The sequence below is a fragment of the Haloferax sp. ATB1 genome, assembly GCF_000730175.1.
This window is the reverse complement of record NZ_JPES01000047.1, coordinates 1-14449: the sequence shown is the minus strand read 5'-3', so window position 1 is coordinate 14449 and position 14449 is coordinate 1. Positions and strand designations below refer to the sequence as shown.

Here is a 14449-nt window from a genome sequence, read left to right as displayed (position 1 = left end):
TCGACAGCCGTTAAATCGGTTCAGGATGGGATTGATTCAGAGTAGAGGTTGACGACTGCGATTTACGTCCGTTACCCCGACTGGGGATGGGAACCACCCCGAACCGCCAGTCGACTCACTTCACGACTGTTTTCACTCTTGACGGGGGTGTCTGCCGCACGTCAGACGCCGCTCGTGTCCCGCGTTGTGCGATTGTCTGGACTCGGTTTGAGTTACACTCGTGATGAGGGGTGTGCCCTCCGAGGCGATCGGCCGAATCGCGGCGTTTCACTCGGGACGAGGGGTGGCCAGATATTGGCTTCTGTTCGTTTTTCACTCTGGACGAGGGGTGTGTCCTCGTGCGAAGCACCTGCACGGGTGGGCCGTCTTTCACTCTGGATAGCCTCTACCCCTTCTCGACTGACATTGGACACACTGCGCAGTAGGTCTCTGCTACGGGACGATTTACACTCTTGTCGAGGTGGGCGAATAATTAAGTAGCCGGGTAGCGGGATATCTTGTAACGATGGCTAAGGACCCGTCGCAACTCTCCGACTTCGACGACCGGTACGAAGACCCGGCTGAGGATCCGCTGTTCAATATCGAGGGAGACGATCCCGACCGGGTCGATATTTTCACTCGCAAGGAACTCCTGAAGGTCGGTCACGTCCCGGAGAGTGCTCGAATCGTCGGCCGCGATGAGGAAATCAAGGACATCGCCGCGGAACTCAGGCCCATCGTGCAAGACGACCCGCCGAACAACGTCATGATCTACGGCAAGACGGGGACGGGCAAGTCGCTGGTCGCCCGCCATGTTACGGAGCGTGCCCGTAGGGCCGCAGAATCGAACGGTGTCTCGGTCGGGACTGTCTACGTCGACTGTGCACAACACAATACGCAGACGCGCGTTGCCCGTACTGTGACGCGGGAACTCAACAAGACCGAGCGAACTGATTTCGACGTCCCGCGCGCGGGGATTGGCAGTGGTGAGTATTACGATTACCTCTGGGAGATTCTGAACCTCGCCTACGATGCGGTCATCATCATTCTGGACGAGGTCGACCGGCTCGACGACGACGATATTCTGATGCAACTCTCACGGGCCCGCGAGTCCGGGAAAGCCGACTGTCACTTGGGCGTTATCGCGGTGAGTAACAAAATCGAGTACCGCGATCAGCTGAACGAGCGTGTCAAGTCGAGTCTCCGCGAAGAGGAGTTCGTCTTCCAACCCTACGACGCGAATCAACTCCGCGGGATTATGAAGCATCGGCGCGATGCGTTCCACGATGGCGTTCTTTCTGATGACGTCATTCCGCTGACTGCGGCGCTCGCCGCGCAGGAACACGGCGACGCCAGAAAGGCAATCGAAATTCTCCGACACGCGGGCGAGCTCGCTGAACGAGAGAACGCCGACCAGGTCGTCGCGGAGCACGTCCGCGATGCCCAAGAGTGGGCGGAAGTCGACCGATTCGAGGAGTTACTTCGCGGATCGACGACCCAAGTTAAGTTCATTCTCTACTCACTCGCGCTGCTGACCGAGGAGAGTTCGAACGAAGACGAGTTCTCGACGAGCCGAATTTACAAGCGATACAAGAACACGACTGAGACGGTCGATGCGAAGGTTCTGAGCGAACACCGCGTCTACGAACTGTTGAAGGAACAGGCGTTCCTCGGCGTCGTAGAGTCGACCCGTACGGGTGGTGGGCGGGGAGAAGGAAGCTATCTGGAGCATCGATTGGTTCAGGACACTGGTATCGTGTTAAAATCCGTGCTCCGCGATAGCCGGCTGGAAGATCTCGCGTAATCCCCGTCTCCTCTCCGACCGCGCACCCCCGGTCACGAGTGTAAGTCCCGATTTCTCACGCCGGGAACTCGCACCCTGCATGTAAAGTGTAAATGTGCGGAATCTCGCTGGGAGACCCCGTCAAACACGCATATACTGTCTAGGTGACCTGGTTTGGGAAGCGCACTGCGAGCAGGTCGTCCAGTGAATCGGTCATGACGACCGCAGAGTTCGCACCGGGTGCTTTGCGACGGATTTCGAGGAAACTCGGAAGGGCTCGCCGTCCAGCCACACGCGACCGGCTGTTCACTCGGAGACAAAAAGGAATTCATCGATTTATCGGTGTCGAACGGTCTCATCAAAACGTTTGGAAATCATCGCACAGACTGATCGATAGCGGTCACACCCCGCCTGAGGCCAACCGACGGGGGTTGCGGTCGACGGGACCGCTGGCAAAACCAACGGCGAGTGGTCTTCGACGTCGAGTTTCACACCCGCGATTTTCGAGCCGACCGCTTCGACAGTTCCTTGGGTGGGAAGCCACGCGAACGCCTGCAAAAGTTAGCACAGTTTGTGCAATACTATAGCTTCCAACGCCCGTATTACCTCCCGATTATTACTGTGTATATCGTGCAATAATAGCTGGCTCAGATTGATTCATTGGTAAACTGGTGACCGACTCATTCAGATTATCACATCGCGATTAGCCTGCGCTGATATCGGCTGAGAGACGATGATCTATTTAAGCGAGTGTAGCCCACGTACTCGTAAACTATCTCACGGTAAGTGGTCAAAACCCCCGAAATGTGTTGTTATAGTACGTCTCTTCTCTTTCTATAGAGACCACCACGATGTGGTGACTCCTCATAGGTCTGCTCAAAATGTATTGTAAAAGAAATACAATTATCTATCCGGGATGAACTGAACTAACGGCCGGTATCGAGATGAGTCGTTCGCGACGGACGCCGACCTACTCACCGCTCAGCGAGTCGTCCCCGGAGGTCGGACGGTCGGTTCCGCTTCGGTCGCACCCGAACGAATCGCTTGCCATATCCACACAGACGAACTGGACGCTATTCGGATTCCGAGCGTCCCGCTCGTCACCCGATGTCGACGGGCAGGTCGTCGTTCCGAAGCGAGTAGTGAGGCGGGTCGAACGAGGTCGTAATCGCGTGTACGTCCACCCCGGTCTCCCGTACGCGGGCGAGTAATTCGGCGAACTCCGGGTCGACAGCTTGGTAGGGTCGGAAGCGTTCGACGTCAGGTCGCTGCACCACGAACACCACGTGTGTCTCGTGGCCGTCTTCGGAGAGCGCTTCGAGGCTCCGGAGATGACGCCGACCGCGCTCGGTTTGGCGGTCGGGAAACATGGCGACGCCGTCCTTGACGTGCGTGCAGGATTTGATTTCGACGAAGGCGGTCTCGCCGGCCGGCGTCTCGACGAGAAAATCCGTTCGACCGTGCTCCGGTAGCGAAGGCTCGCGTTTCAGGCAACTGTACCCGTCGAACGCGGGGATTGCATCGCGGGCGAGCGCACGCTCGAAGAGATCGTTCGCAAGCGCCGGGCGGACGCTCACGTACACGCCGTCGACGCGGACGGCGATGGCGTCGTAGTCCGTCGCTCGCTCCGGGTCCTCGACCGGTGAACAGAGAATCTCGTTTCCCGGTTCGACCGTGCCTTCGAGGGCTCCGGGGTCTCCGAGAAAGACGCGTTCGGGCGCGTCCTCGAACCGAACGCGGACGACGAACCGATTCGGTCGGTCGACGATAGTCCCGGTGAGTAACTCGCCGTCGATTGTGAGTAGCGGGTCCATGTGTTGTGGATACGATGCGGCCGAGGGAATACCAATCGTTCGCTTCGAGTCTGTGAGAGCGCTCGGGCCGTCCGGGCGTGTCTCTCTTCTGGTTCTCTTATCAGGGTCCGAAGGCTGCGATATCTGAACCGACCGTCGCCAGCGCGTCGGCGGGGTTCGGGTCGCTGTCCGCCAGATGCTCGTACCAGTGGTTCGGAACGCGTGCCAGCGCCGTGGCGATGGCCTCGCTGTACGTCTCGACGCCGGGCTCTGTCGGGTCGTTACCGCCCCAGATATCGCGGATAACGGTCATCGAGTCGATTCGAACCGCTACGCTGTGTGGTTCGTAGCGGGCCAACAGCTCGGAGAGACCGAGTTGGAGGGCGACGTACTCCGCGGTGTTGTTCCCCGCCCGCGAGCCGACGGGGCGACCGAGACGAGCAAGCCGATTTTCTTCCGAGTCCATGATGACAGCGCCCGCTCCGGCGGGACCGGGGTTGCCGCGTGAGCTACCATCGACGTACAGGATGAACGAGCGGTCGGTCGGCTCCGAAACGGGTGGACGGCCGAGGTCCGAGGAGAGGAGTTCTTCGAGTGCCTGACGGAGCTCTGCCGGGGTGGTCGCGGGGTCGAAGAGGCCGCCGTAGCCGGGGACCGCGTCGTCGATGAGTTCAGTGGCAACTGCCATCTCGTATCCGACGCCTGCGAGCACCTCGTCGACGAGCGTGGCGAGCGGTGAGAGGTGCTCGGAGGGGAGCGGTTCTCCGCTCACGCCGGCACCACCTCGTTCCGGTCTCCGTTGCCGGGCCTCCCATCCTCGCTCCCGGGTGAGTTCGTCGGTTCGTCGAACACCTGCATACCACACCTCTGTCGTCGAGCGGGATAATTCCTTCAGTGCTCCGTCGTGGGAGTGAGGTATCGATTGAACCCCGCCTGCCCGTCCCGACGATGCCCGACGCGAGCGCCCCGATAACCGGAGGGAGCGTTGAGTTGGTGGTCCAGCCATCTCTGCCTCTCGGCGGCCATCCCACTCGTCACCGGCTATCTCGGGTTCAAACGCGCTGACCTGAGCTGGCCGATTAGTCCGGCCGATTAGTCCGGCCGACTACTCCGACCACCGCCCGAACAGCACTGACAGCGACGGTCCGGCGTGCGATGCTCCCGAGTGCGAGCGAGTCGGAGCGGGAGCCCCGGTATCGGACAAAGATTACGCGATTAGCTCTGTAATTCGCTCGCTCGCCATCGGTGCCGCTGGGCCGGTGCGCGTTTCTTCATACTGGAGCGCGTCGCTCTCGAACCGCTGGCTCTCGCCCGGTGGTTCTGAATCGCCGTGTCCGGGTTCGTCGTCGATACCCGCAACGTTGGGGTGTTACGACCGGCTCCAACGGCTGATTCGGAAATAGTGAATGCTGTGTCGACACCGAGTACGACCGGGAAAAGACTAAACGCGGCGTCCGCCCGCCCACAATTCTACAGCAATCCAAACCTATATTAGAATGATAATGATAATGGTCTATTATGGCGCAAGTCATTATCGGCGTAGACGCCGGTACGACAGTGATTAAATCGGTCGCCTTCTCGCTCGACGGCGAGGAGCTACACAAGAGCAGCGTCGAAAACGCGGTCGACCGCCCCGAGTCCGGCTGGGCGGAGCAGTCCATGGTGACGACGTGGAAGAAGACCGCACAGACGCTCAGCGAAGTCGAAGACCAGTTGGACGACGACGACGAGGTCCTCGCGCTCGGCGTCACCGGGCAGGGCGACGGCTGTTGGCTCGTCGACGAGGACGGTGACCCGGTCCGTCCCGCGATTCTCTGGTCCGACGGCCGTGCGAGTTCCGTCGTGCAGGCGTGGCAGCAGTCGGGAGTCTCCGAGCGGGTCTACGACATCTGCGGCGGCACCCAGTTCCCGGGGAGCAGCCTCGTCATCCTCCGGTGGCTCAAGGAGAACGAACCCGAGCGCTACGAGGAGGCCGACACGGTCTTCTACTGCAAGGACTGGCTGAAGTACAAGCTCACCGACGAACTCACCACGGACCCGAGCGACGCGTCGCTCCCGTACGTCGAATCGGAGTCCGCCGAGTACTCCGACGAGGTTCTGGACGTCGTCGGAATGCCGGAGGTCGGCGAGATGCGTCCCGACCTCGTTCCGGGCACCGACGTCGTCGGCGGTCTCACCCGGAACGCGGCGGTCGAAACGGGGCTCCCCGAGGGGACGCCCGTCGTTTCCGGCTTTATCGATATCGCCGCGTCAGCCTTCGGAAGCGGGGCCGCGAACCCGGGCGACGGCTCTTCTATCGTCGGGACGACCTCAGTGAACCAGACGGTTCTCGACGAGGCCCCCGACGACGACGAGCAGACGGGTATCCTGCTGACGCTCGGCGTCGAGGGCGGGCTCTGGACCAAGTTCATGTCCTCGATGACCGGCACGCCGAACCTCGATTGGGCCATCGAGGAGATCATGGACAAGAGCAGTTTCAACCTCGTCGAAGAGGAGGTCGAGTCGATTCCCGTCGGCTCCGACGGCCTCATCTACCACCCGTTCCTCAGCTCCGCGGGCGAGCGCGCGCCCTTCCTCAACCCCAACGCGCGGGCGCAGTTCATGGGTCTGAACCAAGAGCACACGCAGGCACACCTCGTGCGCGCGGTCTACGAGGGCATCTCGCTCGCCATGCGTGACTGTTTCACGCACCTCCCGCAGAACGCCGACGAGGTGTATCTCAGCGGCGGCGGCGCGAACTCGGACTTCTGGTGTCAGATGTTCGCCGACTGCCTGAACGCGACCATCATCATCCCGGAGGGAACCGAGTTCGGCGCGAAGGGAGCCGCGCTCCTCGCCGGCGTCGGCACGGGTGCCTACGACGACCTCCCCGGCGCGGCGGCCACCACGTCGTCCGTCTCGCAGTCGTTCGAACCGCGGCCGAAGAAAGTCCAGCAGTACAGCCGCTGGTACGACGTGTACACCGATGCCTACGAGGCGACGTTCGCGGTCTGGGACGAGCGCGTCGAGGCGCTGGAGGACCTCCGCTACATGTCGCAGTCCGCGGGCGCGAGACCGAACAAGAAGACCGTCGTCGGCAAGGACACCGTGAAAGGGGGATACGATGATTGACCTGTCGTTCCTCTCTTTCGGCATGCTCGTCGCCGCCTTCGCCGGCGGCGCGTTCGGCGCCGCAATCGGCGGTCAACCCGCCTTCATCTTCACCGGCTTCCTCGTTATCGCGGGCGAGGCCGGCAACCTCGCGACCGAGGCCGTCGCCGCTGCCACGAACGCCGACCCGGCGCAACTGAGCGCGCTCGGCCTCACCGGGTCGGTCGCGTTCGGTCCGGTCTTCGGCCCGCACATCAGCTTCGCCGCGGGGGCCGCCGCCTCCGCCTACGCCGCCAAGCGGGGGTACATGGACGCGGAGTTCGACTACCACCCCGCGAAGAACATCAACTACGCGTTCGGCACGAAACCGGACGTGCTCCTCGTCGGCGGGCTGTTCGGTATCGCCGGCTACCTGATGGCGCAGGTCATGGTCGCGTTCGCCGCGCCGTGGGACCCCGTCGCGATGGCCGTCGTCCTCTCGGCGGCGCTCCACCGCGTCGCGTTCGGCTACGACCTCGTCGGCCAGTCCGCGGAGGGGCGGCTCAACATGCGCCCGTTCGTCGAAGAACGGTTCCGCGACGCGCCCCAGGCCGCCACCGACGGCGGGCAACCGCAGTCGGGGCCGGCGACCCGGTTCCTCGTCGAGCCGTGGCTGCCGCAGCAGTACAAGTGGCTGAACGTCTCTCTGCTCGGACTCGTCGTCGGCGTACTCGGGGCGTACCTCGGGTACGCGACGGGCAGCGTCTACCTCGGGTTCGGCATCAGCGCCGTCTCGCTCATCTTCTTGAGCATCGGCTTGGAGCACTTCCCCGTCACCCATCACATCACGCTCCCCGCGAGCACGGCGGTTTTCGCGATGGCCCCCGAGGGCGCGGCGGTGAGTTCACTGCCGCTCGCCGAGGTGGTCCTCGTCGGCGCGGGCATGGGCCTCGTCTGCGCGCTGTTCGGCGAACTCTTCCAGCGCGTCTTCTACGCGCACGGAGACACGCACTTCGACCCGCCGGCCGCGGCCATCGTCTTCGGGACGTTCCTCGTCGCGGTCCTCGGGGCGCTCGGCGTGTTCCCGCACACCTCGTGGGTGCCGCCGCTGTGACCGACGCCCGCCCACCGGCCGCGAGACTCGACTGAGACGACGACTCGACTGAGACGACGACTCGACCGACGCACCAGACCCGACCGCTCTCGACCGACGGGCACCGACGGACTACCGCTCCCAGTCCGCACACCGCGAACGGCTCCCCGCATAGACGACCGCTTCGACGTCAGTGAATCGCTTCGAACGCCGCCTGCGCTGTTTCGAGCACCTCTTCGTGGGCCCGACCGTTCGACGCGACCAGTCCGGGGCGTCCCGGCAACCACTCGTTTCCGCGAATGTCCGTCACGACACCGCCGGCCCGCCGAACGTGGTGTACGCCGGCGACCGTGTCCCACGCGTTGGGGTGCTCGTCGAGGCCGACGACCGCGTCTATCGAGCCGTCGGCGACCCGCGAGAGCGTCAACTGCGTGGTTCCGATTCGGCGTAGTTCGCCGAACCGGCCGAATATCTCGCCGGCGAGCGTCTCGACCGCGGGGCGGTCCTCGGGTCCGAACCGGAGCGTCGAGGCGACGATGAACGCCTCGATATCGCGTTCGTCGTTCACGGTTATCGGGCGACCGTTGCGTTCGATTTCCCCGCCGGTCGCGACGTACGTGTCGCCCGTCGCCGGCGCGACGTTGACGGCGGCCAGCGGTTCCATGTCCTCGACGATGGCGACGCTCGTCACCCACGCGTTCGTCCCGCGGGTGAAGTTCTGCGTCCCGTCGATGGGGTCGATGACCCACGCGTAGCCCGACTCCGGCACGGTCTTTCGCTCGTCTTCCTCCTCGCCGACGACGGCGTCGTCCGGGAACCGCTCCCGAATCGTCGAGATGACCCGACGCTGGGTCTCGCGGTCGATTTCGGTCACGAGGTCGGTCTTGTCGCCCTTCTGTTCGATATCGAAGTCCGTTCTGAAGTGTTCGAAGGCGTACTCCGCCCCGGTCTCTGCGGCCTCTACCGCGACTGCTTCGCGCGAGCGCTTTTCCATACCCGGCTATCCGTTCACGGCGAGAAAAAACCTCGGACGGCGGTCGTTCCTTCCCGAATTCGGTTCGTCCCGTTCCGTCTCGCTCCGTTCCGTCCCGTGACGACCCGAGCACCCTCGGCCGCGCCGCTCACTCGACCGGGTCGACCGCGCGGTTCGCCGTCGGAACCGCCTCGTCAACGCCCGCGGCCGCCCATCTGACCGCGTTGTCGAGCACCTCTCGCACGACGGGAACCTCGTACACCGGGTAGGTCTCGTGGCCGGGCCGGAAGTAGAATATCCGACCGCTACCGCGCCGGTAGCAACAGCCGGAGCGGAACACCTCGCCGCCCTCGAACCACGACGCGAACACCAGACGGTCGGGCTCGGGGACCGCGAACGGTTCGCCGTACATCTCCGTCTCCGGGACGACAAAGGACTCGTCGAGGCCGTCGGCGATGGGGTGGCCGGGGTCGACCACCCACACCCGCTCTCGCTCGCCGGACTCGCGGTACCGGAGCGAACAGGGCGTGCCCATCAGTCGCTTGAACGCCTTCGAGAAGTGCGCGGAGTGCAGCGGGACGAACCCCATGCCGTCGTAGACGTGCTCGCAGACCCGCTCGACGACCGCGTCTTCGACCGCCTGGTGGGCCTTGTGGCCCCACCAGACCAACGCGTCGGTGTCGTCGAGCACCGCATCGGTGAGGCCGTGGTCAGGTTCGTCGAACGTCGCGACACGCACGTCGTGACCCCGCGATTCGAGGGCCTCGGCGAGCACCGCGTGGATGCCGTCGGGGTAGACCGCGGCGACTTCCTCGTCCGTTCGCTCCTGTACGTACTCGTTCCATACGGTCACGGATGCCATACGTCCACTACGCGCGCACCCGGTCTAAAACCTCCGGAATATCGACATGTTGACTGTAACCGCCGCCGCGGCGGTCTCGAAAAGCGAGGCGGGACAGACGCCCCGTGGGTGCCTGCGTGAGCGTTCTCGAACCGCGGTCACGACTCGGTACCGGTCGCGTCTCAGGGTCGCGTTCGACGCCGGGTGTCGACCTCCGAGTCCGGTCGCTCCCGCGGTCAGTCGTCAGTCGCTCGCGTTTCCTCGGAACGGCTCAGTCGTCGCTCGGAACCGCGTTCGCCTCGACGAGTTCGGTCCAGCGCTCGACGCCGGCCTCGGCGACGTCGCGGTCCTGCGAGACGGCGCCGCCGGAGACGCCGATCGCGCCGACGACTTCGCCGTCGCGTTCGAGCGGGTAGCCGCCGCCGAAGACGACCATCCGACCGTCGTCCCGCGTGTCCAGCCCGTACAGCGAGTTCCCCGGCTCGGACGCCTCGGCGAGTTCGTGCGTCGGCATGTCGAGCGCGGCGGACGTGTACGCCTTGTTGCGCGAGATACTGACGGAGGCGAGCCACGCGCCGTCCATCCGGTGCTGCGCGATGAGGTTCCCCTCGCTGTTGGCGACCGTGACGACCATCGGGTTCTCGATTTCGTCGGCCCGGGCCTCGGCCGCTTCGATCAACTGCGTTGCTACGTCTAGCGGGATTGCTTCCACCATGCGTGCGTAACCCCCGCACGCGGACACATAAATCCCGGTCATCTTTCGTCGGATTTTCCCAAGCCGTCACTCGACGAGCGCGTCTTCGAGCAGTTCGAGCGGGTGGCGAATCTCGTAGCCAGTGCCGTGTTCCATCTGCATCGCGCAGGTGGGACACTCGGTGATGCCCGCGTCGCCCTCGGCGTGACGCATGTGGTCGAACATCTCCTCGCCGATTTTCATCGACTTGTCGTACTTCTCTTCCTTCCAGCCGTAGGTGCCGGAGATGCCGGAACAGGAGTCGCCGACGTCCTCGATTTCGACGCCGTCGACGTCGCGGAACAGTTCGACGACCTGCCGGTGGAGCCCCTGATTGCGAGCGTGGCACGGTCCGTGGTAGCCGAACGACCCCCCGTCGAGTTCGGCGTCGGCCAGCGCACCCCGCAGGTCCTCGTGGATGCGGAGGTACTCCAGCGCCTCGAACGCGTTGTCCGAGACGTCCTCGATACCGTCGATGTCGAACAGTTCGGGGTACTCCTGCCGAAGCGACAGCGAACAGGAGGTACACGACGCGATGACGTCCGCGCCGTCCGCCAGCGCGGCCGCGAGGTGTTCGACGTTCGTCTCGGCGTGTCGCCGGGCGTCGTCGAGCATGCCGTTCGCGAACATCGGCGTCCCCGAGCACCCCTGCGGCGGGACGAGGACCTCGTAACCGAACTGCTCGAAGACGCGGACCATCGCCTTGCCCACCTCGGGCGTGTTGTAGTTGGCGTAACAGCCGTGGAAGTAGGCGACCCGCTTTTCGGGGTTCTCCACCCGCGCCCCGCCGCGTTCGCGCCACCACTCCCGGAACGTCTGCGACGCGAACTCTGGGAAGTCGCGTTCGGCGGTGACGCCCAGCAGTTTCTCCATCGCCCAGCGCGCCGGACCGAAGTTCATGGCGAAGTTCGCGAGTCGCGGGACCGCCGACGCGACCGCCGCCGAGGTCCGGTAGTTAGCGAGGATACGGTTGCGGACGTACTCCCGCGAGAGCGTGCTCATCCGCTCGCTCACGTACTCGCCGCGGGCCTCGTTGTGCATCTGGCTGAGCGGGACGCTCGACGGGCACGCCGAGTCACAGCGCATGCAGTTCGAACACGACATGACGGAGTCGTCGATGTCGGCGTTCTCTTTGCGCTTGAGTCGCCACTGCTCCGGCCCTTGGAACTTCGGTCCGGGGAACTCATCGTCCACCTCGGCGACCGGGCAGGACGTGTCGCAGGCGGTGCATTTGTAGCAGTCGTCCGCGCCCGCGCGGAGGTCGAGGTCACCCTCCTCGAACACGTCGGTCAGTTCCGGGTCGGTGTCGTACTCGGCACTCTCGGGGGCTGACGCGGCCGCGACGCCGCCGTCGGTGACTCGTCGTTCCCCGTCGGTCCGTCGCTGTTTCCCCTCCTCGGCCGTTCTGTCTCTCTGGGCCGTTCTGCCTCTCTCGGTCGCCTGGTCGCGGCTGTTCGTCCGGTTCGGTTCGGTCGTTCGGTCTCCGTCGTCGGTCGCTGTCATAGTCTCGTGTGGTGGGTCGCGTCCGGCGTCGTTCGGCCGTCTGTTGTCGTTCGGTCGGTCCGGTTCGGTCGTCCAGTCTCCATCGTCGGTCGACTCGCCGTCAGTCGCCGAGTCTCTTCGCGGCGTTGCGTCCCGCGACGACGCCCGTGGCGAGAGAGACGCCGGCGGCGGACTTCTCCCGGGCGGCGTCCGCGCCGCCGACCACCGCGCCGGCGGCGTAGAGGTTCCCGAACTCCGGCGTTCCGTCGGCGGCGAGCGGCCGCATCTCGGCGTCCGGTTCGACGCCGAAACGGGCGTAGGGATGCGCCCCGAACGCGTCGTCGACGAACCAGTCGTAGCGGTCCGACGGCTGGGGGACGCGACAGTCGAACACGGGCTCTCTGACCGCCGTCCGGTCGGAGTCGAGGCCCTTGCCGACGAGGCCGCCGGTCGCGAGGACGAACGAGTCGGCCCCGTACGGCACCTCTCGGCCCTTCCGGTCGACGAGCACCGCGTCGACGTGCCCCGAGTCGCTGTCGGTCTCGTAGCCGACGACGGGGTTTCCGGTCTCGTACAGGACGCCCTCGGCGTCGAGCGCGTCGTAGAGCCGGTCCTCCAGCCGGAGGCCGGGGAGGCTCGGCGGTCCCATCGGAATCTCGAACACGTCGACGCCGAGTCGCTCCGAGAGCGCCGCCCGAACCGCGTCGTCGCGGTCGTCGCCGAGCACGGCCGGAAAGCCCACGCGCTCCGCGCGGTCGACGTACGGCTTCACGGCGTCCGCGAGCGCCCGCCTCGCCGGAGTCCCGTCGAGGCGCTCGTCGTGGTCCAGCGCCTTCGCAATTCGCGTCACCGGCGCGTCAGCCCGGAACTCCTCGGCGAACTCGACTTCGACGCCGGCGACGGGAAACGGAACGCCCGCGGCCTCAAGCGAGTCCGCGAGCATGCGGGCGTCGAAGTCCGTGAACGACCGGAAACCGACGACGAGCATCGGGCGGTCGTCGCTCGCCAGCCCCGCGGCCGCGGCGCGCGGGTATCGCGCTGTCGGCTTCACCGCGCCGCCGAACGTCGGCACGAGCGCGTTTCGCTCCGTGTGGCCGCCGAGATACGCGTCGCCCGTGAGGTCGTCGAACAGCGCGAGGCCGTCTCGCAGGGCGGACTCGCCGACGAGCGAGTAGGGGTGGTCCGCCGGGAGGTCGTCGAATCCGTCGGTCGGTCTGACGAGCGGTCCCCGGTAGGCGTCCCGGTTCGACCGCACTTCTCGGAAGTCCGCGCGCTCTTGGGAGACGTAGTCCGTCCCCTCGACCGCCGAGTCCCGGGACGGCACGTAGCCGAGGGCGTCGACCAGCCCCGACGCCTGTCGGAGCGTCGTCTTCTTGTGGGAGACCAGTCTGACCGTCGCGCCCTCGCGGGCGGCCGCGACCGCGCTCGCCATCCCGGCGAGTCCGCCGCCGACGACGAGCACGTCGCTCTCAATCGCCATGGCTGCCCTCCGGAACCGCGGTCCGCCCCCCGTCGAAGGCGCGGTACTCGATGTTCTCGTCGCCGACGACGTGATTCGCGTCGTGATTCATCGTCGTCGCGTGGAGCATGGCGTTGAGCATGGCCTGCGAGAGCTGTTCGCCCCAGAGGGCGTGACGCTGGCCCTTCCAGCGCTCCTGATACAGTTCGTCGACGGCGTCGCGGGCGGCCTCGGCTCCGTGGTCGGGATAGAGTTCGGCTCCCAGCCGATGGCTACAGAAGCCGCCCTGACAGTTCCCCATCGACGCGCGGGTCCGGAGGCGGACCCCGTTGAGGTCCGCGCCGACCTGGTCGATGGCGTCTCTGACCTCGGCGCGGGTGACGGCCTCGCACTCGCAGAGCGTCGGGTTCGGCCCGTCGATGTCGAGCACCTCGGGGGCCCGGTCGCCGAGTCGCTGACCGCTCCTGCGGGCGATGGGCGAGCGCAGGTCGAACTCGTCCATGTACTCGTCGAGCGCCGAGGGGTCGGCGCTCCCGGGGAGCGGGACCTCGTCCGTCCGGCACGGTTCTTCGACGCCCAGTACCTCGCAGACGTGGTCGCCGACGGACTCCGCCATCTCTCGGTAGGTGGTGAGCTTCCCGCCGACGACGGAGGCGAACCCCCCGACTCCGTCGCGCTCGGCGTGGTCGAGCACGAAGTAGTTCCGCGTCACGTCGCCGGGGTCGGTCGTCGACTCCGGGTTCGGGTCGTACAGCGGTCTGACGCCCCAGTAGGCGCGTATCATGCGGGCGTCGGCGACCACCGGAACCATCTCGGAGGCGACGTCTATCATCATGTCCACTTCCCACTGCTCTTCGGGGTAGTCGTCGGGGTCGTCCACCGGGTCGTCGTTTGCGCCGAGCAGGACCGTCGTTTCGTGGGGGATGATGGTGTCGCCCTCGCCCTTCGGGAGACAGCGGTTGATGACCGTGTCCAACTGCCGGACGTTGGTGACGACCATCGCGCCCTTCGAAATCGCCATTTCGAGGTCGACGCCGGCCATCGCCGCCAACTGTCCCGCCCACGCGCCGGTCGCGCTGACGACGTAGTCCGCCTCGAACGTCTCGGTGTCGCCCGCCGCGCCCTCGCCGCGGTGGTTCGGCCTCGCCGCTCGACTTCGACGCCGGCCACGCCCTCGCCGCGGTGGTTCGGCCTCGCCGCTCGACTTCGACGCCGGCCACCCGCCCCCCCTCGACGACGAGGTC

Annotated in this window: 12 protein-coding genes; 3 read left to right on the top strand and 9 right to left on the bottom strand. The window is 65.4% G+C overall.

Annotation, left to right across the window (positions count from 1 at the left end; all coding sequences use genetic code 11):
* Positions 1-505: 505 nt before the first annotated feature.
* A complete protein-coding gene (locus ATB1_RS07710) occupies positions 506-1783 on the top strand; it encodes a Cdc6/Cdc18 family protein (protein ID WP_042663107.1) in 1278 nt (425 codons plus the stop codon).
* 139 nt (positions 1784-1922) lie between these two features.
* Here ATB1_RS07710 and ATB1_RS24560 read toward each other — a convergent pair whose 3' ends face one another.
* From ATB1_RS24560 to ATB1_RS07700, 3 genes are all read right to left on the bottom strand, one after another.
* Complete coding sequence (locus tag ATB1_RS24560; protein WP_394324767.1) at positions 1923-2054, bottom strand: hypothetical protein; 132 nt, start codon at positions 2052-2054, stop codon at positions 1923-1925.
* Positions 2055-2862: 808 nt separating this feature from the next.
* Complete coding sequence (sfsA, locus tag ATB1_RS07705; protein ID WP_042663105.1) at positions 2863-3576, bottom strand: DNA/RNA nuclease SfsA; 714 nt, start codon at positions 3574-3576, stop codon at positions 2863-2865.
* Between the two features lie 100 nt (positions 3577-3676).
* On the bottom strand, positions 3677-4327 hold the full coding sequence (locus ATB1_RS07700) for a ribonuclease HI family protein (protein ID WP_042663103.1): 651 nt from the start codon (positions 4325-4327) through the stop codon (positions 3677-3679).
* A gap of 746 nt (positions 4328-5073) precedes the next feature.
* Here ATB1_RS07700 and ATB1_RS07695 point away from each other — a divergent pair.
* Both ATB1_RS07695 and ATB1_RS07690 read left to right on the top strand, forming a co-directional pair.
* On the top strand, positions 5074-6666 hold the full coding sequence (locus ATB1_RS07695) for an FGGY-family carbohydrate kinase (protein ID WP_042663101.1): 1593 nt from the start codon (positions 5074-5076) through the stop codon (positions 6664-6666).
* Entirely contained in the window at positions 6659-7738 is a 1080-nt protein-coding gene (locus tag ATB1_RS07690) for a hypothetical protein (RefSeq protein WP_042663099.1), read from the top strand. The genes ATB1_RS07695 and ATB1_RS07690 overlap by 8 nt, the downstream gene beginning before the upstream one ends.
* Positions 7739-7907: 169 nt before the next feature.
* Here ATB1_RS07690 and ATB1_RS07685 read toward each other — a convergent pair whose 3' ends face one another.
* The 6 genes from ATB1_RS07685 to ATB1_RS07660 form a co-directional block, all read right to left on the bottom strand.
* Positions 7908-8711, bottom strand: a complete 804-nt coding sequence (locus tag ATB1_RS07685; RefSeq protein WP_042663097.1) for an inositol monophosphatase — start codon at positions 8709-8711, stop codon at positions 7908-7910.
* Between the two features lie 127 nt (positions 8712-8838).
* Positions 8839-9552: a ThuA domain-containing protein gene (locus ATB1_RS07680; RefSeq protein WP_042663096.1), complete on the bottom strand. Its 714-nt coding sequence runs from the start codon at positions 9550-9552 to the stop codon at positions 8839-8841.
* A 250-nt stretch (positions 9553-9802) separates the two neighbouring features.
* Positions 9803-10246, bottom strand: coding sequence for a heme-binding protein (locus ATB1_RS07675; RefSeq protein WP_042663094.1), 444 nt, complete (start codon positions 10244-10246; stop codon positions 9803-9805).
* A 66-nt stretch (positions 10247-10312) separates the two neighbouring features.
* Positions 10313-11767: an anaerobic glycerol-3-phosphate dehydrogenase subunit C gene (locus ATB1_RS07670; RefSeq protein WP_042663093.1), complete on the bottom strand. Its 1455-nt coding sequence runs from the start codon at positions 11765-11767 to the stop codon at positions 10313-10315.
* Between the two features lie 100 nt (positions 11768-11867).
* Positions 11868-13226: a glycerol-3-phosphate dehydrogenase subunit GlpB gene (gene glpB, locus ATB1_RS07665; RefSeq protein WP_042663092.1), complete on the bottom strand. Its 1359-nt coding sequence runs from the start codon at positions 13224-13226 to the stop codon at positions 11868-11870.
* The coding region (locus ATB1_RS07660) for an FAD-dependent oxidoreductase (protein WP_349674953.1) at positions 13216-14449 on the bottom strand (1234 nt) is incomplete at its 5' end. The genes glpB and ATB1_RS07660, both read right to left, overlap by 11 nt.

Excerpts from the sequence above, each read along its gene's own strand:
- ATB1_RS07680 (WP_042663096.1), bottom strand. The coding sequence starts at position 9,552 with ATGGCATCCGTGACCGTATGGAACGAGTACGTACAGGAGCGAACGGAC.
- ATB1_RS07710 (WP_042663107.1), top strand. The coding sequence starts at position 506 with ATGGCTAAGGACCCGTCGCAACTCTCCGACTTCGACGACCGGTACGAA.
- ATB1_RS07675 (WP_042663094.1), bottom strand. The coding sequence starts at position 10,246 with ATGGTGGAAGCAATCCCGCTAGACGTAGCAACGCAGTTGATCGAAGCG.
- sfsA (WP_042663105.1), bottom strand. The coding sequence starts at position 3,576 with ATGGACCCGCTACTCACAATCGACGGCGAGTTACTCACCGGGACTATC.
- ATB1_RS07695 (WP_042663101.1), top strand. The coding sequence starts at position 5,074 with ATGGCGCAAGTCATTATCGGCGTAGACGCCGGTACGACAGTGATTAAA.
- ATB1_RS07690 (WP_042663099.1), top strand. The coding sequence starts at position 6,659 with ATGATTGACCTGTCGTTCCTCTCTTTCGGCATGCTCGTCGCCGCCTTC.
- glpB (WP_042663092.1), bottom strand. The coding sequence starts at position 13,226 with ATGGCGATTGAGAGCGACGTGCTCGTCGTCGGCGGCGGACTCGCCGGG.
- ATB1_RS07670 (WP_042663093.1), bottom strand. The coding sequence starts at position 11,767 with ATGACAGCGACCGACGACGGAGACCGAACGACCGAACCGAACCGGACG.
- ATB1_RS07685 (WP_042663097.1), bottom strand. The coding sequence starts at position 8,711 with ATGGAAAAGCGCTCGCGCGAAGCAGTCGCGGTAGAGGCCGCAGAGACC.